This is a genomic window from Paenibacillus marchantiophytorum, from assembly GCF_014640555.1.
Taxonomy (GTDB): Bacteria; Bacillota; Bacilli; order Paenibacillales; family NBRC-103111; genus Paenibacillus_E; species Paenibacillus_E marchantiophytorum.
In genome coordinates, this window is record NZ_BMHE01000001.1 from 62,220 (window position 1) to 82,195 (window position 19,976).

General features: G+C 44.3%; 24 protein-coding genes. 9 read left to right on the plus strand and 15 right to left on the minus strand.

Features of this window, described 5'->3' with window-relative positions:
• Positions 1-219: 219 nt before the first annotated feature.
• Both IEY34_RS00305 and IEY34_RS00310 read right to left on the minus strand, forming a co-directional pair.
• Complete coding sequence (locus tag IEY34_RS00305) at positions 220-1,389, minus strand: MFS transporter (RefSeq protein WP_189006027.1); 1,170 nt, start codon at positions 1,387-1,389, stop codon at positions 220-222.
• Positions 1,390-1,423: 34 nt separating this feature from the next.
• Entirely contained in the window at positions 1,424-2,674 is a 1,251-nt protein-coding gene (locus IEY34_RS00310; protein ID WP_189006029.1) for an MFS transporter, read from the minus strand.
• Between the two features lie 171 nt (positions 2,675-2,845).
• On the opposite strand from IEY34_RS00310, the gene IEY34_RS00315 reads away from it, so the two are divergent.
• Both IEY34_RS00315 and IEY34_RS00320 read left to right on the plus strand, forming a co-directional pair.
• Positions 2,846-4,315, plus strand: a complete 1,470-nt coding sequence (locus IEY34_RS00315; RefSeq protein WP_189006031.1) for an aminotransferase class I/II-fold pyridoxal phosphate-dependent enzyme — start codon at positions 2,846-2,848, stop codon at positions 4,313-4,315.
• Positions 4,316-4,401: 86 nt separating this feature from the next.
• On the plus strand, positions 4,402-4,821 hold the full coding sequence (locus tag IEY34_RS00320; RefSeq protein WP_189006033.1) for a DUF1885 family protein: 420 nt from the start codon (positions 4,402-4,404) through the stop codon (positions 4,819-4,821).
• 61 nt (positions 4,822-4,882) lie between these two features.
• Here the strand turns inward: IEY34_RS00320 and IEY34_RS00325 are convergent, their stop codons facing one another.
• The 3 genes from IEY34_RS00325 to IEY34_RS00335 form a co-directional block, all read right to left on the minus strand.
• Positions 4,883-5,194 carry a DUF1292 domain-containing protein gene (locus IEY34_RS00325; RefSeq protein WP_173216786.1) on the minus strand — a complete coding sequence of 104 codons (312 nt, stop codon included), beginning with the start codon at positions 5,192-5,194 and terminating at the stop codon, positions 4,883-4,885.
• A gap of 91 nt (positions 5,195-5,285) precedes the next feature.
• Positions 5,286-5,903: a stalk domain-containing protein gene (locus tag IEY34_RS00330; protein ID WP_189006035.1), complete on the minus strand. Its 618-nt coding sequence runs from the start codon at positions 5,901-5,903 to the stop codon at positions 5,286-5,288.
• Between the two features lie 79 nt (positions 5,904-5,982).
• Positions 5,983-6,876, minus strand: a complete 894-nt coding sequence (locus IEY34_RS00335) for an alpha/beta hydrolase (RefSeq protein ID WP_189006037.1) — start codon at positions 6,874-6,876, stop codon at positions 5,983-5,985.
• A 172-nt stretch (positions 6,877-7,048) separates the two neighbouring features.
• Between IEY34_RS00335 and IEY34_RS00340 the strand changes: the two genes are divergently transcribed.
• A complete protein-coding gene (locus IEY34_RS00340) occupies positions 7,049-7,801 on the plus strand; it encodes an MBL fold metallo-hydrolase (RefSeq protein ID WP_189006039.1) in 753 nt (250 codons plus the stop codon).
• 164 nt (positions 7,802-7,965) lie between these two features.
• The gene (locus IEY34_RS00345; protein WP_229757396.1) at positions 7,966-9,576 is read left to right on the plus strand and encodes a sensor histidine kinase; all 1,611 of its coding nucleotides are present in this window, start codon (positions 7,966-7,968) and stop codon (positions 9,574-9,576) included.
• Here the strand turns inward: IEY34_RS00345 and IEY34_RS00350 are convergent.
• Both IEY34_RS00350 and IEY34_RS00355 read right to left on the minus strand, forming a co-directional pair.
• The gene (locus IEY34_RS00350; RefSeq protein ID WP_189006042.1) at positions 9,569-10,009 is read right to left on the minus strand and encodes a GNAT family N-acetyltransferase; all 441 of its coding nucleotides are present in this window, start codon (positions 10,007-10,009) and stop codon (positions 9,569-9,571) included. The genes IEY34_RS00345 and IEY34_RS00350 overlap by 8 nt on opposite strands.
• Before the next feature lie 77 nt (positions 10,010-10,086).
• Positions 10,087-10,545 (minus strand): divergent PAP2 family protein, encoded by a 459-nt coding sequence (locus tag IEY34_RS00355; RefSeq protein WP_189006044.1) that lies wholly within the window; start codon positions 10,543-10,545, stop codon positions 10,087-10,089.
• Between the two features lie 142 nt (positions 10,546-10,687).
• Here IEY34_RS00355 and IEY34_RS00360 point away from each other — a divergent pair, with 142 nt between their 5' ends.
• The gene (locus tag IEY34_RS00360; protein WP_189006047.1) at positions 10,688-11,116 is read left to right on the plus strand and encodes a CBS domain-containing protein; all 429 of its coding nucleotides are present in this window, start codon (positions 10,688-10,690) and stop codon (positions 11,114-11,116) included.
• Here IEY34_RS00360 and IEY34_RS00365 read toward each other — a convergent pair.
• The 4 genes from IEY34_RS00365 to IEY34_RS00380 are packed head-to-tail and all read right to left on the minus strand — an operon-like array spanning position 11,085 to position 13,713.
• Complete coding sequence (locus IEY34_RS00365) at positions 11,085-12,296, minus strand: ArnT family glycosyltransferase (RefSeq protein WP_189006050.1); 1,212 nt, start codon at positions 12,294-12,296, stop codon at positions 11,085-11,087. The two genes, IEY34_RS00360 and IEY34_RS00365, sit on opposite strands and share 32 nt — an antisense overlap.
• A 17-nt stretch (positions 12,297-12,313) precedes the next feature.
• Complete coding sequence (locus tag IEY34_RS00370) at positions 12,314-12,664, minus strand: EamA family transporter (protein ID WP_189006053.1); 351 nt, start codon at positions 12,662-12,664, stop codon at positions 12,314-12,316.
• Positions 12,661-13,008 (minus strand): DUF2304 domain-containing protein, encoded by a 348-nt coding sequence (locus tag IEY34_RS00375; protein ID WP_189006055.1) that lies wholly within the window; start codon positions 13,006-13,008, stop codon positions 12,661-12,663. Before IEY34_RS00375 ends, IEY34_RS00370 begins: the two co-directional genes overlap by 4 nt.
• Positions 13,009-13,014: 6 nt before the next feature.
• Complete coding sequence (locus IEY34_RS00380) at positions 13,015-13,713, minus strand: glycosyltransferase family 2 protein (protein WP_189006058.1); 699 nt, start codon at positions 13,711-13,713, stop codon at positions 13,015-13,017.
• 167 nt (positions 13,714-13,880) lie between these two features.
• On the opposite strand from IEY34_RS00380, the gene IEY34_RS00385 reads away from it, so the two are divergent.
• The 3 genes from IEY34_RS00385 to IEY34_RS00395 are packed head-to-tail and all read left to right on the plus strand — an operon-like array spanning position 13,881 to position 17,396.
• Positions 13,881-15,200, plus strand: coding sequence for a spore germination protein (locus IEY34_RS00385; RefSeq protein ID WP_229757397.1), 1,320 nt, complete (start codon positions 13,881-13,883; stop codon positions 15,198-15,200).
• Positions 15,201-15,234: 34 nt separating this feature from the next.
• Positions 15,235-16,311: a hypothetical protein gene (locus IEY34_RS00390; RefSeq protein ID WP_189006061.1), complete on the plus strand. Its 1,077-nt coding sequence runs from the start codon at positions 15,235-15,237 to the stop codon at positions 16,309-16,311.
• Complete coding sequence (locus tag IEY34_RS00395; RefSeq protein WP_189006064.1) at positions 16,308-17,396, plus strand: Ger(x)C family spore germination protein; 1,089 nt, start codon at positions 16,308-16,310, stop codon at positions 17,394-17,396. Before IEY34_RS00390 ends, IEY34_RS00395 begins: the two co-directional genes overlap by 4 nt.
• Here the strand turns inward: IEY34_RS00395 and IEY34_RS00400 are convergent.
• The 4 genes from IEY34_RS00400 to IEY34_RS00415 form a co-directional block, all read right to left on the minus strand.
• Positions 17,389-17,574, minus strand: coding sequence for a hypothetical protein (locus tag IEY34_RS00400; protein WP_189006067.1), 186 nt, complete (start codon positions 17,572-17,574; stop codon positions 17,389-17,391). The two genes, IEY34_RS00395 and IEY34_RS00400, sit on opposite strands and share 8 nt — an antisense overlap.
• 214 nt (positions 17,575-17,788) lie before the next feature.
• Entirely contained in the window at positions 17,789-18,412 is a 624-nt protein-coding gene (locus IEY34_RS00405; protein ID WP_189006068.1) for a hypothetical protein, read from the minus strand.
• A gap of 21 nt (positions 18,413-18,433) precedes the next feature.
• A complete protein-coding gene (locus IEY34_RS00410; protein WP_189006069.1) occupies positions 18,434-18,985 on the minus strand; it encodes a superoxide dismutase family protein in 552 nt (183 codons plus the stop codon).
• Positions 18,986-19,153: 168 nt separating this feature from the next.
• Positions 19,154-19,480, minus strand: a complete 327-nt coding sequence (locus IEY34_RS00415) for a hypothetical protein (protein ID WP_189006070.1) — start codon at positions 19,478-19,480, stop codon at positions 19,154-19,156.
• Between the two features lie 270 nt (positions 19,481-19,750).
• On the opposite strand from IEY34_RS00415, the gene IEY34_RS00420 reads away from it, so the two are divergent.
• Positions 19,751-19,906 carry a hypothetical protein gene (locus IEY34_RS00420; protein ID WP_189006071.1) on the plus strand — a complete coding sequence of 52 codons (156 nt, stop codon included), beginning with the start codon at positions 19,751-19,753 and terminating at the stop codon, positions 19,904-19,906.
• Positions 19,907-19,976: the final 70 nt, after the last annotated feature.

The window sequence follows — 19,976 nt, forward strand, 5'->3', positions numbered from 1 at the left end:
TAAATGATCACCATTCCACCTATAAACTGCTCATTAACGCCAACTCAGTTCATTGGATTTCCAAAGCAGCGTTTTGGGGGGCAATAAGCATCATGCAGTTCGCTAGCTATAAGGATGATTGAATGTTGGCTCAAGAATGCGAGCATTTATCCTAAAGACAAAAATCAAAAAGAGGCTAGCCCAGGTTATCAACCTTGGGAACAGCCTCTTTTTTGGGGATTATGCAGCTTGTCGTGATCGTGTTTGACGATCCACAAGCACAAAACGCTGCAACAGCAGTATCGCGGCTAGGCAAAGCACGCCGCCAATGATGAACGGCAGGGAATGCGCGATGGCGAACACGGCGCCCCCGAGGAGTGGTCCGGCAATACGGCCCAGACTGTCCATAGAGGAGCTCAGGCCCGTCGCGACGCCTTGTCCAACTTTGGTCCGCTGCGTGATCAGCGAAGTCACACAAGGGCGTATGAGCGCGTTACCTGCGCCGAATACTGACAAATAGATTGCAGCGGTTACTACGCTGCTTGAGTACAGCAGCAGGAAGAAGCCGGCTGCCGACAGGAAGAGCCCGATGCCGATGACGACTTGCTCAGCTCCCTGCTTCACCAAGCGGCGAACGACGCCGCCTTGAATTAAGGCGCCAACGATACCGCTTGCTAAGAACATCATGCCGATATCAAATGGCGTAGCGCCAATCTTGTCCATCTGGTAGTACTGAAGCGTAGCTTCCAGGCCAGCCAAGGTGAAGGAAACAAAGAAGGAAAGCACGTAGAGATACTTTGACGCTCCTGAGAAAGCTGTCCACCGGGAGGGCGCTTTCTCTTTGACCGAAGTACGCTTGTCCGGTGTCAACGATTCCTTCAAGATTGCAAAGGCTAGAACAAAGGAAGCCAATGACAAAGCAGATGCGACGAAGAACGGCACATATGTCCCCCACTTGCTAAAAATACCGCCAAGTGCGGGTCCAAAGATGAAGCCTAGACCGATCGACATCCCAACCATGCCCATGCCTTTGGTCCGATTCTCCGCTGTTGTGATATCCGCCACATAAGCGACGGCGCATGCCGTAGCCGCACCAGAGAATAAGCCGCCCATAATCCGGGATACATACATAATCCATAGATGGTCGTTAGCAAATCCAAAAATAAGAAAGCTCACACTAAAACCTAACAACCCAATCAGGATAATCGGGCGACGGCCAATTCGATCCGAAAGCGCCCCCCATATAGGGGACATAAGGAAGGAAGCCGCGGAATAAACCGACAACAGCAATGCGTTATGATATTCCGATCCAGCACCCTTCACGACCTCAGGAAGAATCGGGATAATAATGCCAAAACCAACGAATATCGTCATCAACAACAGCATGATGATTCCAATCTGTTTATTCATGTTGCTTTTAGGCCTCCAAATCAGTCATTTTCCCTTATCGTACCATACCTTTTTTGGGGATGGAAATGAACATTTGAAGAACAAGCAGAAGAACTAGGACAAAACCGCTCATCAGGAATGGCGCATGATAGCCATACACATCCCACAGCTTCCCTGAAACGATTGGCCCAACAATCATCCCTAAGCCTTCGATAGTAAGAAAAAAGCCCCATACAGCGCCTCTTTTTTCCGGAGGAATAGCCGAAGCAATCAGCGCATTCCAAGATGGAATGATGAAGGCATAGCCAATTCCCAAAACAGCTACCAACACATATAGCAGCACCATAGATTTAGCGAAAGTGAAGCACAACAGCACGGCAGCGCTCAAACTGAAACCAATGACAAGAAACGGGCGAATCCCGATTCGATCCACTATTTTCCCCATCGGAACTAAGCAAATAACCGTCACAGCTCCCCCGGCGATCAAAAACATACTGTATTGAAAAGAGGAGAGTTTCAGCACTTCCTTGGCATATAGCGTGAGAATGGGTGTCAGAATGCCTAATGCAAAGGTTTGAGCGAACATGGCGGGAAACAATAAGGGACTCACATTCATCGAACGCCGAACCTCACTTAAATAGACCGAAACACGCTGCCAAAAAGAAGCGCGAGAGCCACTTTTAATTTCGGCCTTAGGGACTGATTTCCCCTGTAATCCAGCTTCTCTTCTCGGCAGCATAAGCGCAACAAGCACGACAACCGTCATGCAGCCGATTAATAGGCGAAAAGCAGAACTGTAGTGATTCTCGCCCACAAAAAAATTAATCGCGACTGGACCCAAGCCCACGCCCGACAGCCAAGCCATATAAACAACGCTCATGATCGTAGCTTTTCCGTCATCACCGGCCACTTCCGTAGTGCCTGTAATAACACAGGGCCATAATGGCGCTGTTCCCAAACCAAGCAGCGCGCAGCCGATAATCATCCAGCTGAACTGCGCAGTTGTCGCAATCAAAATGACTGCAACAAAAGTCATTAACACCCCCGTGAGCATCGTTGTTCGGTAGCCTAATTTATCAATAATCCAGCCGACAGGTGTCCGGAGAACATTATCCCCAATATACTGCGCTGCTAGCGTCCAGCCAATGATGAACGCAGAGGCCCCGAGTGATGTCTTCATATAAACCGGCAATATCGTTAAAAGCAACGCGCCCTTCACAAATTCGACGACAAACATAATAATTAACAATTCCATCACAAATGGGGAAAACAAGCGATTTTTCCGCCATTCTTCCATGAAAAGCATACGATTTCTCCTTGTTTTGGCGAATTTTAACACCTTACTGTTAGTTTTACCTAAATCTGCACAAACTATTTTTTAAAAATTAACTTGCATGATATCTCTATTTTGATATACTCATTTTGTTTGTTGCAATATGCAGCAAGCAATCCACTATAGAAGGGAAGCGATAATCAGGTGGATCATACCCGTACCCCCCTGTTCACTGCACTACTCGCTCACGCGGACAAAAATCCAATTCAGTTCCATATTCCTGGCCACAAAAAAGGAGTTGGCATGGACCCGGAATTTCGTTCCTTCATTGGGGACAATGCCCTGTCCATCGACCTCATCAATATAGCACCCCTGGATGACCTACATCAACCAATGGGCGTGATCGAGGAAGCCCAGAGGCTTGCTGCGGACGCCTACGGCGCCGACCATACCTTCTTCTCCGTACAAGGTACTAGCGGTGCCATTATGACGATGATTATGACGGTATGTTCCGAAGGCGATAAAATTATCGTTCCGCGCAATGTTCACAAGTCCGTGCTTGCCGCAATTATTTTCGTCGGCGCTAAGCCGGTATTCATTCAACCTGCTCGTGATAAGAATCTCGGTATCGATCACGGCATCCCAACGCGTTCCGTGCGCAGAGCTCTGGAGAAGCATCCCGATGCCAAAGCCGTATTAGTCATCAATCCAACCTACTATGGCGTGTGTACCAATCTCAAAGAGATCGTCGATCTTGTTCATAGCTTCAACATGCCGGTTCTGGTCGATGAAGCACACGGTGTGCTGATTCATTTCCATGACAAGCTGCCTATGTCCGCTATGGAAGCCGGTGCCGATATGGCGGCAACCAGTGTTCACAAACTGGGCGGTTCGATGACGCAAAGTTCCGTACTTAACATCAAGGGAAATCGCGTTAATCCGAAGCGTATCCAAACGATTATCTCGATGCTGACAACGACATCGACCTCTTATATTTTATTAGCTTCATTGGATACTGCGCGTAGACACTTGGCCCTCAATGGCCGTAGTATGGCTGAAAGCACCATTGAATTGGCGCAATATACGCGTAGACAAATCAATGAAATTCCCAATCTCTACTGTTTCGGCGAGGAGATTTTGGGAGAAGAAGCCACTTTCAACTATGACCCTACGAAAATATGCGTGCATGTCCGCAAGCTCGGCATCACTGGCTTCGAAGTTGAAAATTGGCTGCGTGATCACTACAATATCGAAGTCGAGATGAGCGATATGTATAACATATTGTGTCTCATAACACCAGGGGATACACCAGAGAATATTGAAATTCTGTTAACAGCTCTGCGCGAACTCTCCCATATCAATGATGACGTTGTTGAGGTCAAAGAAGTTGTCATTAAAGTCCCTGCGATTCCTCAACTCACGTTGACACCAAGGGATGCCTTCTATGGCGAAACGGAAATCCTGCCATTCAAAGACTCCGCTGACCGCATTATCGCGGAATTCATTTATGTCTATCCGCCAGGTATTCCTATTCTGCTGCCAGGTGAAGTCATCACACAAGAGTTGATAGACTACATTGTCGAGCATGTAGAAGTCGGGCTGCCTGTCAAGGGGCCTGAAGATCGCAGTGTGCAGAATGTCAAAGTCATCGTGGAAACACAAGCGATTTTCTAGCGTTTCCTTGGATCAGGTAGATATTGTAAAACCGTTTACATGATGCTATGATGTTGTTGATGTTTAGCGAATGAGGTGATCAAGGAATGGCTCAAAGCGCTTATATTAAATTCGTAACAGGCTCCACTGTAGCCGCGCTCACCTTGGATGAACTCAAGGAAAGGCTGCTTCACTACCGTGAACAACTTGCCTTGACGGCCAAGCAGCTTGGCTGGGAGTACGATGAGGCCGGTTTTCCCTACACCATTGAGACGAAGCCGGAAGGCGAAGGCAAATGGTTCTATCTCAAAGGTATCAATCCCTTATACAAATACATAGTGATTGGTGTCGGCAATGAGCAGAAGCAAGAGGAAGATCACCATTATGTCCAAGTCGTATTGCCTGATGACGCCACGCATGGCGACAAGAGCAAAGGCAATGAATTCTGCAAATACCTCGGCAAGCTGCTGAAGGCCGAACTTCATTTATTCAACGGCAGAATCATGTATTTCAATCCTAGAAAATGATAGCTGACAAACAGAAACCCCCTAACAGAGTCCTCTGCTAGGGGGTTCTTATGTATAGCTCTTATTCTTCGCCTTCTTGAGCCACGATTTCGTTGTAAATAGTGACAACACGTTCCCATTCTTGCTCATCTTCAATGTTGACAAGGAAGGCTTCGTCGTCTTCTTCTTCCACACGGAAAATAACACCGTCAGCTTCAGGATCATTGCGGTCAAGCAGTACAGCATACGCTTGCTCTTGAGATTGGAAGGTATAGACCATCACCATCTCATGCTCTTCACCGTTCTCGTCCGTTACGATAAAAACATCTTCCCCTTGCTCGTGATCGTGGTCACAGTCCGGGCCGTGTACATGATCATGCTTCTCATCGCTCACAGGCAGAACCTCTTTTCGTTGAATAATAAGTTACGTCATTATCCTAACATTTTCATAATAAGAGGTCAAACCACTTTCTGTGCGGCCTATCCTACTCCGATTGGATCTGCTTCTCGGAAACAACGGAGTAATCGCTGGCCCCCTCTTGCTTCATCGCAAATTTCACGACATAGGTACCCGCTTCATCAAAGGAGACGCCATACAAAGGAACCTTCAGCCAAAATGCTTCTTTGGACTCCGAGATCGATTTCACAACCGGCGTCACGACGCTTTTGCCACTTGGGGAATAGATCGAAACTTGCACAGAACTGATGCTAGTTTTCAAATTATCTACTTGTGCAAAAACAATAAAATCAGCTGATTTGCCGCGCTCGACAACACCAAATGGCACGATCGCAGAATCTTTGCGCACCTCAGTTGTGAAAAACAAGTGTACGTTAGGTTTGTACAAGTACGCCGTTTTGTTCGAATTATCCCATTTCACCAATGCTTGCAGCGCATCACTCACAGCGCGCAATGGGAGAACTGTCTTGCCTTCAACAATCAATGGTGGAACTTCTGAATCCCCGAACTCCGATGTCGTGTTATTCACGACCAAACGTGCAATGTTATATCCCTTAAAATCCCCCCATATCGATGAGGCCACCACTGCAGCCGTGCTTAGAACAAAAAACACCAGCATCAACGCAAATATCCGCTGAACTTTCATCTTTTTACCTCCAGCTCTCGTTAGTAATCTTTGTGTCTGCTTCTTTATACTCCGAAGTTTTGGAAGAGTTGCGATGAATTTATAATTTTGATAAAAAAGCAAGCACACGCTCTGTATAGGCTTCAGGCTGCTTCTGATAGGAGCCTACATGCAGTCCTTGTTCGGTAATCCAAAGCTCAAAAACATCCGGATGCTTGCGCCACATCGCTTCGCTGTTGGACCATGGTATCGCGTTATCGCTTTGACTATGGATAAATAGAATCGGTCTAGGATATATGCGATCAACTGCTGCCAAAGCATCTACACGGCGCGGGTTGATGCCAATTAGGTTGGGCAGGATCGTCAAAATCAAAGGTGTGAACGGCAGCCTCGGAAGCTTTGACCATACAGGCAAATTATCTTGCAAATAAGGATGTAGTTGACTGAAGGCACTGTCCGTAATGACACCTCGAACGGATGGTTCATCAGCTGCAGCCAACAGGGATGTCGTCCCTCCCATCGAGAAACCTAATAAGCTAATTTTACCGCCAATATGCGTCTGCACCCACCGGATAGCGCCAAGTACATCCTGCTTCTCCAAATAACCTACCGTCGTCAACCGGCCTTCCGATTGACCTGAATTCCGAAAATCAAACATCAGCACATGATATCCGGCAGCTACAATGGATTTGGCTAATGCTAAGGCAGGAAGTCCTTTCTCCAATCGTGTCCCTGCATAACCATGCGACATAATAACCGTTAGCGGTTCTTGCCTATTAGCAGCATTCGATCTGAAAAACCATCCGTCCAGCCTAACGCCGCCATCCAAACTATTGAAATGGACAACTTGTTCATCTAAACCGTATGTCTCTGGCGACTCATCTACCGACTTGCGCTTAGGATGCGTGAGCTGCCAACCCACATAGGTCGATATACCTACAAGTGCAAACCCAACAAGCATAACTACCGCCAAACTACTAAGGAACCAAACCACGGGGATCATCCACACCTTTTAAATGAAATAGAAGCCAAGTAGTTAAACTGTGACATTTACACTAAAACAAACGAATCCGATCCCCTCTGAAACAGATAAGGGTTGAAATGCTGCAACCTCCCATGCTACATTAGAAAAAGATGGTTTTTGTCGAATTCTGGGAGGCGTCTGAATGAGTTTGCAAATTCAAATGTTGGGAACCGGCAGTGCGTTTGCCAAAACTCTTTACAATACAAGCGCATTAGTTCGTTCTAACAACAAAAATATATTAATCGATTGTGGTCATACAACCCCTAAATCGCTTGATGATATTCAGGTTCAACCAGATCAAATTGAGGGCATTATCATTTCACATATCCATGCTGATCATATTGGCGGATTAGAAGAAATGGCCTTTCGTCTATTATATGAATTTAACCAGAAGAAAACCAAACTTTTCATGACACCAGCAATTGCCGCAATCCTGTGGGAGAATACACTTAAAGGCGGTATGTACAACCCTTCGGACGGTTTTAATGGCATCGAAGATTATTTTGATATCGTTTTGTTGGAAGAAAGCAAGCCCACAGAAATTGTTCCGGGTTTTACGATCGAGCTCATCTCTACACTCCATATTCCACATAAGCCTAGTTATTCTCTATTCATCAATGAGCAAACTTTCTATAGCGCGGACACCAAATTTAATGAAGAATTATTAATACACGAAGTGATAAACAAACGAAATTGTCATACGATTTTGCATGATTGCCAGTTGGGTGGGCACGGTGCGATTCATGCAACCTTAGCTGAACTGCTAACTCTACCTGAGGAGATACAGCAAAGAATACATCTCATGCACTATGGGGACGAGATGGTGAACTATATCGGTAAAACGGGAAAAATGACCTTCATCAAACAGCACGATGTTCTCGAACTTCCGCAATAAAATACTTCTCTCGAACCTAGGGACAACAGCCCAGAGGTTCTTTTTCGTGAAAATAATTGTTTTTTTGCTAATCTTTTTACGCGTCAGCAGGAATTGGTAAAAAGACAGAGAACATGTCAGATGGGTGTAAAATGAGTGAATACTTACATTCAGGAGATGATGCGGTGGTTATTAATTGGATTCTTTTGGCCTATGCAACAGTATACGTCATATATACGATGATTTTACATACAACACTTCATATACCTCTATTATTGCTACTAGTTATCTTATATGTCATCAGTCTAAGGATTCAAACGAAGCATGTCGCCCTCCCGTGGCTGCGATTATTGTTCCTAGGACTCATTCACTACTTTGGCCACCTAAGCCTTTGTTTGCCTCTCTACATACTAACGCTAATTCGTGACACATATGCAGAAGACAACCGCAAAAATTCTTGGAAGCTTACGATAGCCTATATCCTTGTTTTTGTTCTAAATGTTTATTTCATTAAGGGCTTCCACAATTTGCTGTGGATTTACTATCTAGAATGTACACTATATTTTACAACTGTCGCCGTCCTGACACGTGCAACCTACTCTACCATTCAAAAAAACGATCGATTAACTAAGGAACGTTATCTGTATGCTCAGCAGGATTCACTGACGGGATTGTTTAATTATGAAGAAGCCCATCGAAGATTGGAACAACTCATTTCTCAGAAACAAGAGCTGGTCCTGATACTCATTGACTGCACCGATTTAAAAGCTATGAATACCACTCGTGGTTTTCAAGCTGGCAATTTTATTTTGAAACAACTGGCTGACCTGCTTCAAATCCTATTCAAGGAAGCTTTCTTTATTTCCAGATATGGCGGTGATGAATTTGCTGTTGTCATGCCGCTCCTTCCCGAACAGCTTGCATCTGAATCCTTCAAGCTCAAACTTGGTTCTGAGCTTCCTAAGTTAACTGGCATTCAGATTACATACGGAATGGCTTCCTATCCACTCGAATGTGTAACGAAAGATGATCTAATTTTACTTGCCGAGCATAATTTATATATTAAGAAGCGTGAATCGTGGTTAAAGCGCGAAGAGCACATGCTGCGCTCAGATAAGCTGCGTGTCATTGGTGAATTAGCTTCAGGAATGGCTCATGAGATACGCAACCCTTTGACAACGGTCAAAGGCTTCCTGCAAATCTCAAAAGCAAACGGTTACAATATTGAAAATTGGTATGGGCTCATTATGGATGAAATTGATCGAATGAGCGATCTAACGGGGGAATTCCTACAATTTTCAAAGCCTCATAGCGTTGACTTCCGAATCTATTCCCTGCATGAATGTATCCTTAAAGTCATCGCCTTAATGGAATCGGAGGCAACGCGTTTCGGACATCAAATTCACTACAAAGAATCCTTGGACCCCGTTCTTCTATGGATGGACCAGGATAAGATCACCCAAGTCCTTTTGAATATCATTAAAAATGCTTGTGAAGCTATGGAAGAAAACGGCCTTGTTCGCGTAGAATTACTTCCGAATCCTGAGTTGACTACGATTATCATTCAAGATAGCGGTCCAGGAATTCCCAGTGATCAATTAGAGAAAATCTTCCATCCTTTCTATACAACGAAAGCAGAGGGAACGGGTCTTGGATTGTCGATTTGCTACAAAATCGTTCAAGATCACCGCGGTACGATTGAAGTGGAGAGTTCCCCTGGGAACGGCACTCGCTTCATCCTTACGTTCCCGCTTGCAGGGAACGATGAACAATTAGAAAAAGCCGCTTTTATTTGAGCGGCTTTTTCATTCTGACATGGAGGATGCCGGCATCATAAAACGGTTCCTCGGAAATGACTTTATACCCTAACTGACTATAAAAACCCTCTGCTTGACACTGCGCATCCAGGATAGATGACACGCAATTCAATTCTTGAGCCTGTTCTTCCATAGCGAGAATCAACTCTTTACCAAGGGAGCGCCCTCTATATTCCTTCAATACAGCGACTCGCTGTAATTTGGCTGTTTGCGGCTGATATTCGTACCACCGAGCTGCGGCCACTGGACGCTCTCCATCTAGTAGTAAAAAATGATGACACGACTCCGGGGATTCATCCTTCTCATCCATTTCCAAATGAGCTGGCACTTGTTGTTCGTCAACAAACACTTTGAAACGCACATCGAAACAGCTTTTTAGTTGATCTTGTGTTGTAACGCGAATCATTTCCATGTGGACTTCTTCCTTTCTAAGAACATCCCTTGATGTTATCTCATTCCAGAAAAGTTGTCCACATGAGCTTAAACCACCTATTTCTTCTCCAAAAAATAGCTGAGCGCTCCAACAGCAATCCCCAATAGTGCGCCGCCTGCAACTTCTCTGGGGAGATGGCCTAATCGCTCTTTCAATGCTTTACGCCTGCGGGCATGATAAATACCGGGGTGATGCTTCGCCAACCGTTCTACCTGTTCGTCCAAATCATTGACTTCAACCGCAATCTCCCCCGCTGCTCGTCTAATGCCCATAGCGTCATACATGACAACGGCTCCGAAGACAGAACTCACAGCAAAATCAATCGCAGATAGGCCTCTCTTCATCGCTATGTAAGTAGCTAGTGCACTGACACCTGAGGAATGTGAACTCGGCATCCCCCCTGTTTGAATCACTTGTGACCAATCCCATTTCCCTGTCTTCACATAGGTTAATGGCATCTTCATCGCCTGTGCGGTCCCAATTCCGATCATAGCTGTCGTTAAAGCTCGATTCATTTGTCTCACCTCTTGCATAGCATCCATCATAGGTTTAGATTCTATTCGCATTTTTTGATACAATAGAGAAGTTGCTCTGCCAGGCATCATACCTTTCGACGAACTAAGTTTTCCTAGGGAAAACTCTAAGGAGTGTTCATAAATGAATATCGCATTTTTCTTATTGCCCAAATCTGAAGTTATTACGACAACGCTGCAAGCTACCCTGCGCCAAACATTAGAACGGATGGAGTATCACCGTTACACGGCTGTGCCAATCCTGTCGGATAATGGCCATTATGTAGGAACCGTTACAGAGGGTGACCTCCTGTGGTTTCTCAAAAATTCTAATGGGATTGACTTCGATCACTCACACCGACACACCTTATCTGAGGTTCCCCTTCGTGTTCAGAATAAACCCGTACATATTCATGCGGAAATGGTTGATCTCATAGACTTGGCTAAAGTTCAAAACTTCGTCCCCGTTGTCGATGACTCGGATAAGTTCATCGGAATCGTACGCAGAAGCGAAATCATCGATTACTGCGCCAAGCAAATGTTCAGAGCCCCTTCCACTGCTGGAGAGATGTAGACCACGCATAGCGCAGCAGAAAGATGGCTTGCGTAATCGCATAAGCACTTGCGAGCATGAGGAATGGCAGCATCCCATACAGATATCGATCTACTGGAATGAATAGCATATGAATACCCAGGAACGTTAGAAAAGCTGCTGCTAAATATGCTAGTTCCCACTTGCGCGAGCCAATTGCGAGCATGGTTAAGCTGCCAATGGCGATCAGGAAGCTATGCAGATGCGTCAGGATATTCGTGTACCATGCAGGAACGGAAAACGGATAAGGCCCTACCCACATCGTTTTGAAAAAGACAGCCAATTTCCCTATTGTCAGCCATTTGATCCAGAGAATTGGATCCGTCATCATGCCTTCCTTAATTCGCTGTACCCCCTCAGCAAATTGATGATCTTTATCGATATGATCCCAATCAATCGTATTCTGGAAGTAAGGGTCCGTTCCGCCCAGGAACGGATTTCCCGCTTCCCCTTTGGCAATGAAAACAAAAGAATGAAAGACCAGGCCATTGCGAATCCACCATGGCAGCATCACACAGACGAACGAAGCAAGTCCGAGGAAAGCATACCGTGTTTCTATTTGTCTGGATCTTATCCAAATGAACACATAGGGAAGCAGGGCTAATGGAAAAACATTCGGCCGGATAAGCACGCAGATGCCTAGCAAAGCCCCCATCCAAACATGATCCTTCCACTTATTCTCCTGAATCAGACGGACCTGGACGTAGAGCAGAGCCATAAACACCGTGAGGAATGGAACCTCGGTCAAAATAAGCGAAGTTGACCACACATAGGAAGGATATACGGCTGCAAACCCTGCCGCTATAAGCCCTGTCAATGGATGAAACAGTCGCTTACCGATGAGAAAAATGAAGAGAATAGCGCCAAGGGAAACAAAGCAATTCAATAGTCGGACAGCCATTAAAGCCGATTCTAACGGCTCATGTCCTGTTACCTTAAATATTGCCGCCAAGATCAAAGGAAAGCCTGGCGTCACCAATGCGTTAGGCACGGAATCCCGGTACGCATAAATCCCTTTTTCCAAAAGCTGAATCGCTGTTTTCGTATATTCCAGTTGATCCCATTCCAGAGGTGGATACTCAGCCTCAAGTACATAATGGAGACGTACAAATAAAGCTGCGGCCATAAGCAGCAGCAACCCGAAATGAATACTACGTTTCAATGATCATCTCTCCTAACCTATTTTGCCAATAGAAAAGCTCCCCCCACTAACAGAAGCAGACCCATCCATTGTGACGATGTGAATGTCTCTTTGAACACTACCCAACCGAAAAAAGCCCCGAAAACGTAAGCTATAGACTGTAAAGGGTACACGCGGCTAAGATCAAATCGGCTAAGGGCATAAAACCAGATCAACGTAGCCACCCCATACAGCAGACACCCGAGTAATATATACGGCTGCATCAGAACAAGCCCGAGATCGTTTATCCCGTTCAAAGGAGTTCGATTCAGGGCTATTTTCCAGACAATTTGACCGCCAACCAATAAGCATACATTCAAGAGAACAATCAGAAGCGGAGTTATCGTCATGAGTTCGATTCCTTTCCACGCAATTGTTCTTGAAGCAGTGCGACTTCTTGAATTAATCTAGTCAACTTCCGGTGGAGTTTGGAAATCACGAGTGTCAAATGCATAATAAAAGCAAGCGAAAATAACAACCCTAGCAGGAAAAGCAAGGATGGCGCGTAGTAAATATGCAGGCTATAGGATATTTGGTCAAGCAGACTGGGAAACAAGCTGAGCAATGCCATCACGAATCCCAAAATGAGCCAAAGTATCGCATACTGCTCCTGCAACTTCTGCCGGCGAATCAATTCGACAGCAATGAATATAAACACCAAGCAAAAGATTATAGCCAATACATATACATTCATCTAGGATCAACTCACATTACGGATTCTTGTTACGAACACGGCTAACGAAACTTTGACCATATAATAAAGTGATTTCAGCGGCGTAATGGACGATCGTCCTGCTTTCCTCGCGTGCATGAGAACAGATACTTCTTTCACCCTAAATTTCTGCCTCTCCAGTAAAACCACCGCTTCTACCTCCGGATAATCCTCCGGATAATAACTGGCGAAGAGTTCAATAATGGGCCGATTCACGGCTCTGAAGCCTGATGTCGGATCCGTAAACGTCTTCCCAATCATCCACTGAATCATCCAGGTAAAAAAAAGAATGCCCACTCTTCGGTTCCATGCTGACCTATACGAGGTTTTCATCAGAAATCGCGAGCCGATACAACAATCAAGTTGACCGCTTAATAGAGGTGCAATGAGTTGTGCCAATGCTTCCGGATCATGTTGGCCATCCGCATCGATTTGAACAGCAATCTCGAAGCTATGCCTTGCCGCGTAAAGGTATCCAGTCTGCATGGCGCCTCCGATACCCAAATTCACTGGGAGATCAATTACCACCGCATGCTTAGTTGCTCGCGCAACATCTGACGTTCTATCCTTGGACCCATCATTAATAATGAGAATATCCATATCAGGCTGTGCTCGCTTGACGGCATAGATAACACTTGCGATACTTTTTTCTTCATTGAAGGCTGGGATAATGACGAGTGTTTTCATCGATAGGATGCTCTCCCTTTTTAATCATTTCCAAGCTTATCCATTTCCTCCTTTCAAGCATACCCTCATCCTTGTCGTAATAAACCAAGATTTCAAAGGAGATGGATAGATCCTGATGTTGAAAGGAAGACTAAGAGGAAAACTTTTCTTGGAAAGGAAGGATATCCTTGGATCTCACCAGCCAGAATAAGCAGTGGCTACTTGATAAGTTGGGCCCTTCCGATGACTTGGAACACCGCACGATGAAGTCTCCTACTATGTCGCTTGAGCTCCTCTTTATTACGAACATTTGCGACAGCGTGGTGATCCGAGAAGAGATTATCCAACCTTTCTTCCAAATGAACAACGAGATTGATTTCGAAAATTATTTATTATCCTTTCCGGGTTGTGACAGGCCCGCTTCGAATGTCGATTCCCTCAATAAGATCATGTCCGGCTTCGTCGCCATCTTGTTCCAAGATCATATTCTGCTTTTCCAAGCCGCACAAATCAAAGCAGCCGCGTTAAGCACTGCTCAAGTTGAAGCGACCATTCAAGGCCCCCAAACAGCCTTCAGTGAGCATATCGACACGAATCTGAATCTAATCCGATTTCGTTACAAAAACAGCTCCTTACGCGTTGAATCGCGTGAAATAGGCCGTCTCTCCCGCTCCAAGCTCTGCCTTTTGTATGATGACATGAATGTTGATCATGAAGTTTTGGATCAATTAAAGAAGAAACTGGATCAAATCAAAGTAGATAATCTGCAATCTGTCACTGAACTCCATCAATTGCTGACAAAGCAAAAATATACACTCTTTCCTACATTCATCAATACGGAACGCCCGGATAGAGCGATTCTAAATATATCACAGGGCAAAGTCATCATCATGTTGGAAGGTACGCCGTTCGTTCTCATCCTGCCCGCCGTTTTTTTTGACTTCTACTCTGCGATGGATGATAACTACCAACTATCCTTAGTTGGCTATTTTCTGCAATGCCTACGTTACGTCGCTTTGTTCCTTAGTCTTGTCCTGCCAGCGGCTTATGTAGCTCTTACCGCTTATAACCCAGAAATCTTCCGCGTTCAATTGGCGCTTTCCATTGCCGGCAGTCGTGCTTCAGTCCCCTATCCCGCCTATGTAGAAGTGCTGCTAATGTTGGGTCTGATGGAGCTTCTGCTGGAAGCGAGTATCCGTCTTCCGAAATCCGTTGGTTCCACAGCAACAACAGTAGGCGGGCTTATCCTTGGACAAGCTGCAACATCGGCTGGATTAATTAGCAATATCATGATTATTATCGTTTCAACGGTTGCTATCTCGAACTTTGTTGTGCCTGTTAATTCAATGAGCTTTGCGATGCGAATCATGAAATATCCGCTTGTGCTGCTTGCCTCAATGTTAGGCATTACGGGTCTCGTCCTTGGGCTTATCGGGATGATTGCTTACTTAACGAATTTAAGAAGCTTTGGTGTGCCTTATTTGCGTATTTTCTTCTATCGGAAATAGGGGACATAGCTAGCCTGAATGGGGGAATCGATCGATGTATCGTTACTTTTACTACTTAGTTTTTCTGAATATGCTAGCGAATATCATTCTCTTCGCACCTCGGATTCTGATTTCGCACCGATTTGAGGGGAGTATGATGGCGGTAGTTCTCTCCATCCCGCTTGGTTTCACCCTCTTATATGTATTCGTAACATCCATCCGCAAATTTACCGGGCTAGGTTTGCCCGAAATCCTTAAAAACCACACACCGAATTGGTTTCGAATTCCGGCCTTGCTCTTTTTTATCACAATCTGGTTTTTTGCCGGGGGGATCACCTTAATTTCCTTTAGCGAAATTACTAAAAAATTCATTAACCCAGATATTTCTTCCATGATTATCGTACTCGCTTTTATCATTCTAGTTGGCTTTATTGCTCGCTTGCGTTCAGAAACCGTTCTATTTAGCACAGAGATCTTGATCGTCATGAATGTCCCCTTCATTATTTGGGTGCTGTACAAAACAGTAACCAATCCATCTATGAACTATGATGCTTGCATGGAAATCGTCACGCACATATGGAACATGCCCACCTGGGACAGCCTTGCTGCAGGAACTTACATATTCACAGGATACACGAATTTAGCTATCTTCAATCGATTGATGGGCACTACCAAGAAAATGCCATTTCTCTGGACAATACCTATCGTTGGCAGCTGCGTGCTGTTAACCAGCTTTCTCATTCCCGTAGGATTTCATGGAACTATCAACGTAAACACCTATATTTATCCATGGATATCCACTTCTGATTCCATGCGCGTTGAATTTGGCTTAGTCGAGAGGGTCTTATTTATTTTCATTTATTTGTACACCAATATCAGCTTGGCCGGCTCATTCATCCATTGGCATGTCTGCTTGGAACTAATTAAATCATTGATGCCTCGTAAAAAAGAAAAAAACTATTTCTCATGGGTCGTTATCGGCATTATGGGTTTGATTACTTATTTACTAAGTTATCTGTTTAACGATGAATCCTTATACAAAACTGGGGTGTTATTCTTAAATATACGACTAGCCTCCGAAATGCTCCTCGTCCTCGTAGTCTTCATGATTGCCAGGAGGATCAAAAGATGAAAAAGCTGCTGATCATTTTGCTCCTTATTTGCCTATGCTGCGGATGTGGGTTCAAAGATATTGATCGACGTTTCTTCGTTGTCGCGATAGGTATTGATAAATCCGAGAAAAAAGATACGAAATTTCGACTTACCCTCAAATTAGCTGTTCCAGGCAATAATATTGATATGGGGTCTGCCAAATTCGAATTAATTTCACAAGATGCCAATTCCATGACAGAGTGTGTTCGTCTTCTAAAATCTAAATTAGATAAAGAACTGGATTTCGGTCATGCCAAAATCGTTATTTTCGGACAATCGCTTTTGAAAGATAATGTAGCTGATTCCACCGATTGGTTAAATCGTCGCAGAGACATTCAACTTGTCGCTTGGCTAGCCGCTGGCAAACCTTCTGCTGAAGCCGTCCTAAGTACAGAACTGGCGCATGAAAGACTCCCAGGCAATGCCCTTCTCCTCAGTTTCGGTAAAACCGGCGTCGAGTCGGGTTATATCATATCCGAGTATTTATTCGATTTTTACCGCAAAAAAAAAGAATGGGGGCTAGACCCAATTCTTCCTATTATCCAAGCTGAAAAAAAACACTACACAATTAATACATCCTTAGTGTTCGACAAAGAAAAATCCAAATTAGCTTTGAACATGGATGAAACAAGATTATTTAACATTATGAAGGGCAACCTCAATAAAGTCGAGATTGAAGCTCCCTTCGAGGATTTCCAGTTCTATGTATCGGTAGATGATCTTCACTCCAACTTCCGCGTTTATACACCTGCTAATCAACGGCCTTATGCCAAAATTGATGTTAAAATGCGCGGAGTTATCGAAGAATCCTATGGTCGTCTTCATGGGGAGCAGCTGCCTGCTTACGAGGAAGCAGTTGAGAAATCACATGAGGAGCTAATGGTAAAATTACTTAAAAAATTACAGGATGAAAATTTGGACCCTATGGGTTTTGGATTGGACTATCGTGCACATCATTTCGGAAAAGTGGAGGAGGAATGGCAAGCGTGGCAAGCTCTTTATCCAGAGCTTGAGTTTCAGGTGAATATCAAAATGAAACTGGAGGGTATAGGAGTCATTAAGTAATTGGGTTTTGTGCTGCCGTTTCCGGGAAATGCTCGGAGATAGCTTTATCTGCTGATTGACCTTCTAACGAAGCACAGGCGATCTCATCAATAAGCCCTTGTGCAGAAAGCCAATTATGTACACGGCTCGGTTCTATTCCTAATTGACGCACAACCAAAAGAATATCGATCTCTCTCATACACCTAGTCTCCCTCCATGGTTTGTCTTATTCTCTTTGTCTCTCTTTACTTTATCGGTCAAACCCTCATCTGTAAATATGGACAAATTGTCGAATCGCCTAAAAAATCAATCAATAATTCATAAAGAAATATTAATCGGAGTGTTGGAAATTCGACAAAAAAAGACAAAAGGGCTGCTAGTTCAGCTCTTTTGTCTTTTTTATGACAGATCTTTTATTGTAATTGGCCATTGGAAGACGCTTTAGATGAAACAAACTCACTAGCCCAATCCACCATTCCATTCATTAACGTCAAAATCAAATTAACAGCATCTTTCTCAGTTAAAGTACCATTGGATTGACTGCTGACATATTGGGATGTTTTTTGTTCTAACTTTTCGACCAAATCCTTGATCTTGAGTAATTCATTTGCCAGGTCTGTGACTTGCTGTGAATTTGAACCATTTGCTTGGCCTTGGGATTGACTTTGATCTTGACCTTGACCTGATTGGCCTTGACTTTGAGATTGAGCTGATTGGCCTTGACCTTGAGATTGACCTGATTGACTTTGCCCCTGAGGTTGCGATTGATTTGAATCTTGATTTGAATTCTGCTCTTGGCCTTGACTTGCAGATTGCTGATCTTGACCCTGCCCCTGACCTTGACCCTGTCTTTGGCCTTGTGTCTGATCCTGATCTTGCTGACCATCTGACGCAGATGGCTGCTGTGACTGAGTGCCTTGCGAGTTTTGGGAGCCATTGATCAACATCTTCTTCACTTGCTCGAGCTCAATAAGCACCATATCATTCTGTTTCGTTAGTTCGTCCATTTGCAGCTTGAGATCCTGTGTTTTGATCATGTTGTCAATACCGCCCTTTCTTTATTTCACAGCGCCGCAAGCAATTCGCTTACCTGAATTCCCCGAAGGATCTGTCTTCAGATCATCTGGATTCTCATGAATGACTAGGCTCGTACCTCCTGGCTTAAAGAGTGAATTAGGCTTGTCTGCCTGGAGCACAACCGTTTTGGCAATTACAGACAACTTTCCGTTCCCCTTTTCATCCACAATCAAATTAGGCAGATCTCCAGCATGAGCCCCTTTTGGATTCAAAATCCCATGTTCCTTATGCTGCGGATTAAAATGGGCGCCTGCCGAATCGAAAGTCGGAGCTTCGCAACTTGCCTTTTCATGGATATGAAATCCATGTTCACCTGGCGTCAATCCGCTCACTTGGAGGTCAATATATACGCCTTCCTGAACAGCACTTAACTTAGCAGTCCCCACAGATTGGCCATTTGCTCCAACCATAGAAAATTCCAAGCTCGATGGTGGCGAAGCCGCTTCATTTGATGAAACACGCTGAACACTCTGGCAACCGGAAATTACAAACAATCCTAGACTAGCCGTCATTAAAATCTTGCCTGATTTCATTTTAGTAGATCCTCCCGAGAACTTTTCTTTTTACATAATCTACCCTTAGGATGCACAACTGGCTAATTCAGTAACCATATCTATGTACAAAAATTTTCATTATTAAATCGTGTATAGCACAAAAGCCTGTAATCCATGGATTACAGGCTTTCAGACCTTCGCACCTATTTACAAAATAGTCATCAGCTTCGCGATCGTTTGCAAATTCTCTAATTTCCGCTTATAAAAGTGAAACTCCACCTTCGTATGCTCGACCGCGTCTTCCATTCGCAGCACTTGCTGCTGTAAATCTTTGGTATGCGGCCATATTTCCGCTTGTCGCTGAAGTTCATTCTTGCCTGTAACCAATCCTTCGCCAATGACCTCACATTCTTTCGCCAAAAGCTGGTGCTTCGCCCATGACAATTCAGATACTGCATCCACATATATGGCTTCTGCCTGTCTTAGTAATTCAGGAACAAGTTGTAATTCTAAAATCACATCTGACCGATTCATTTGGATTCCTCCATCCGCTTTGCAACTGAACGATTATTACTGTTTCGCCTCATGTATATTCATAGAAAAATAAAACATGCATCCCGCCAAATTCAGGCGAAAACAAGCTATTTTCTAACATAAAACGACTTTAATTGATAACGCTTTCTTTCATAGAATGACAATCAGATTAAGATTATATTAAATCTATCAAATCTGCCTCCAACCTACTTGTAACGTCTCTTAGAAGTGTTAGAATGATACTATACATATCAGAGGAGGTGACAATACATGAGCCAAGAGGAAGAAGTTGTATCCCAAAATGAAGAAGAAATTGCCGAAGAGTCCACCGAGGAAGTGGTGAGCGAAGACGCGACGGAAGAAGTAGCAGAAGCCCTTGAAGAAGTTGCAGCTGCTGAAGAAAATGAAGAATCCCAAGAGGAATAATCCTTTTATTTTAAAATAAAATCCCCCTCAGCCCTCCGGGTTGGGGGTTTATTGCGTTTATAAAAAACTT

What these genes read in the sequence shown, in the direction of transcription:
- IEY34_RS00305 (WP_189006027.1), bottom strand. Translation starts at nt 1,389, where the DNA reads ATGAATAAACAGATTGGAATCATCATGCTGTTGTTGATGACGATATTC.
- IEY34_RS00310 (WP_189006029.1), bottom strand. Translation starts at nt 2,674, where the DNA reads ATGCTTTTCATGGAAGAATGGCGGAAAAATCGCTTGTTTTCCCCATTT.
- IEY34_RS00320 (WP_189006033.1), top strand. Translation starts at nt 4,402, where the DNA reads ATGGCTCAAAGCGCTTATATTAAATTCGTAACAGGCTCCACTGTAGCC.
- IEY34_RS00330 (WP_189006035.1), bottom strand. Translation starts at nt 5,903, where the DNA reads ATGAAAGTTCAGCGGATATTTGCGTTGATGCTGGTGTTTTTTGTTCTA.
- IEY34_RS00340 (WP_189006039.1), top strand. Translation starts at nt 7,049, where the DNA reads ATGAGTTTGCAAATTCAAATGTTGGGAACCGGCAGTGCGTTTGCCAAA.
- IEY34_RS00350 (WP_189006042.1), bottom strand. Translation starts at nt 10,009, where the DNA reads ATGGAAATGATTCGCGTTACAACACAAGATCAACTAAAAAGCTGTTTC.
- IEY34_RS00355 (WP_189006044.1), bottom strand. Translation starts at nt 10,545, where the DNA reads ATGAATCGAGCTTTAACGACAGCTATGATCGGAATTGGGACCGCACAG.
- IEY34_RS00360 (WP_189006047.1), top strand. Translation starts at nt 10,688, where the DNA reads ATGAATATCGCATTTTTCTTATTGCCCAAATCTGAAGTTATTACGACA.
- IEY34_RS00370 (WP_189006053.1), bottom strand. Translation starts at nt 12,664, where the DNA reads ATGACGATAACTCCGCTTCTGATTGTTCTCTTGAATGTATGCTTATTG.
- IEY34_RS00375 (WP_189006055.1), bottom strand. Translation starts at nt 13,008, where the DNA reads ATGAATGTATATGTATTGGCTATAATCTTTTGCTTGGTGTTTATATTC.
- IEY34_RS00380 (WP_189006058.1), bottom strand. Translation starts at nt 13,713, where the DNA reads ATGAAAACACTCGTCATTATCCCAGCCTTCAATGAAGAAAAAAGTATC.
- IEY34_RS00390 (WP_189006061.1), top strand. Translation starts at nt 15,235, where the DNA reads ATGTATCGTTACTTTTACTACTTAGTTTTTCTGAATATGCTAGCGAAT.
- IEY34_RS00395 (WP_189006064.1), top strand. Translation starts at nt 16,308, where the DNA reads ATGAAAAAGCTGCTGATCATTTTGCTCCTTATTTGCCTATGCTGCGGA.
- IEY34_RS00400 (WP_189006067.1), bottom strand. Translation starts at nt 17,574, where the DNA reads ATGAGAGAGATCGATATTCTTTTGGTTGTGCGTCAATTAGGAATAGAA.
- IEY34_RS00405 (WP_189006068.1), bottom strand. Translation starts at nt 18,412, where the DNA reads ATGATCAAAACACAGGATCTCAAGCTGCAAATGGACGAACTAACGAAA.
- IEY34_RS00410 (WP_189006069.1), bottom strand. Translation starts at nt 18,985, where the DNA reads ATGAAATCAGGCAAGATTTTAATGACGGCTAGTCTAGGATTGTTTGTA.
- IEY34_RS00415 (WP_189006070.1), bottom strand. Translation starts at nt 19,480, where the DNA reads ATGAATCGGTCAGATGTGATTTTAGAATTACAACTTGTTCCTGAATTA.
- IEY34_RS00420 (WP_189006071.1), top strand. Translation starts at nt 19,751, where the DNA reads ATGAGCCAAGAGGAAGAAGTTGTATCCCAAAATGAAGAAGAAATTGCC.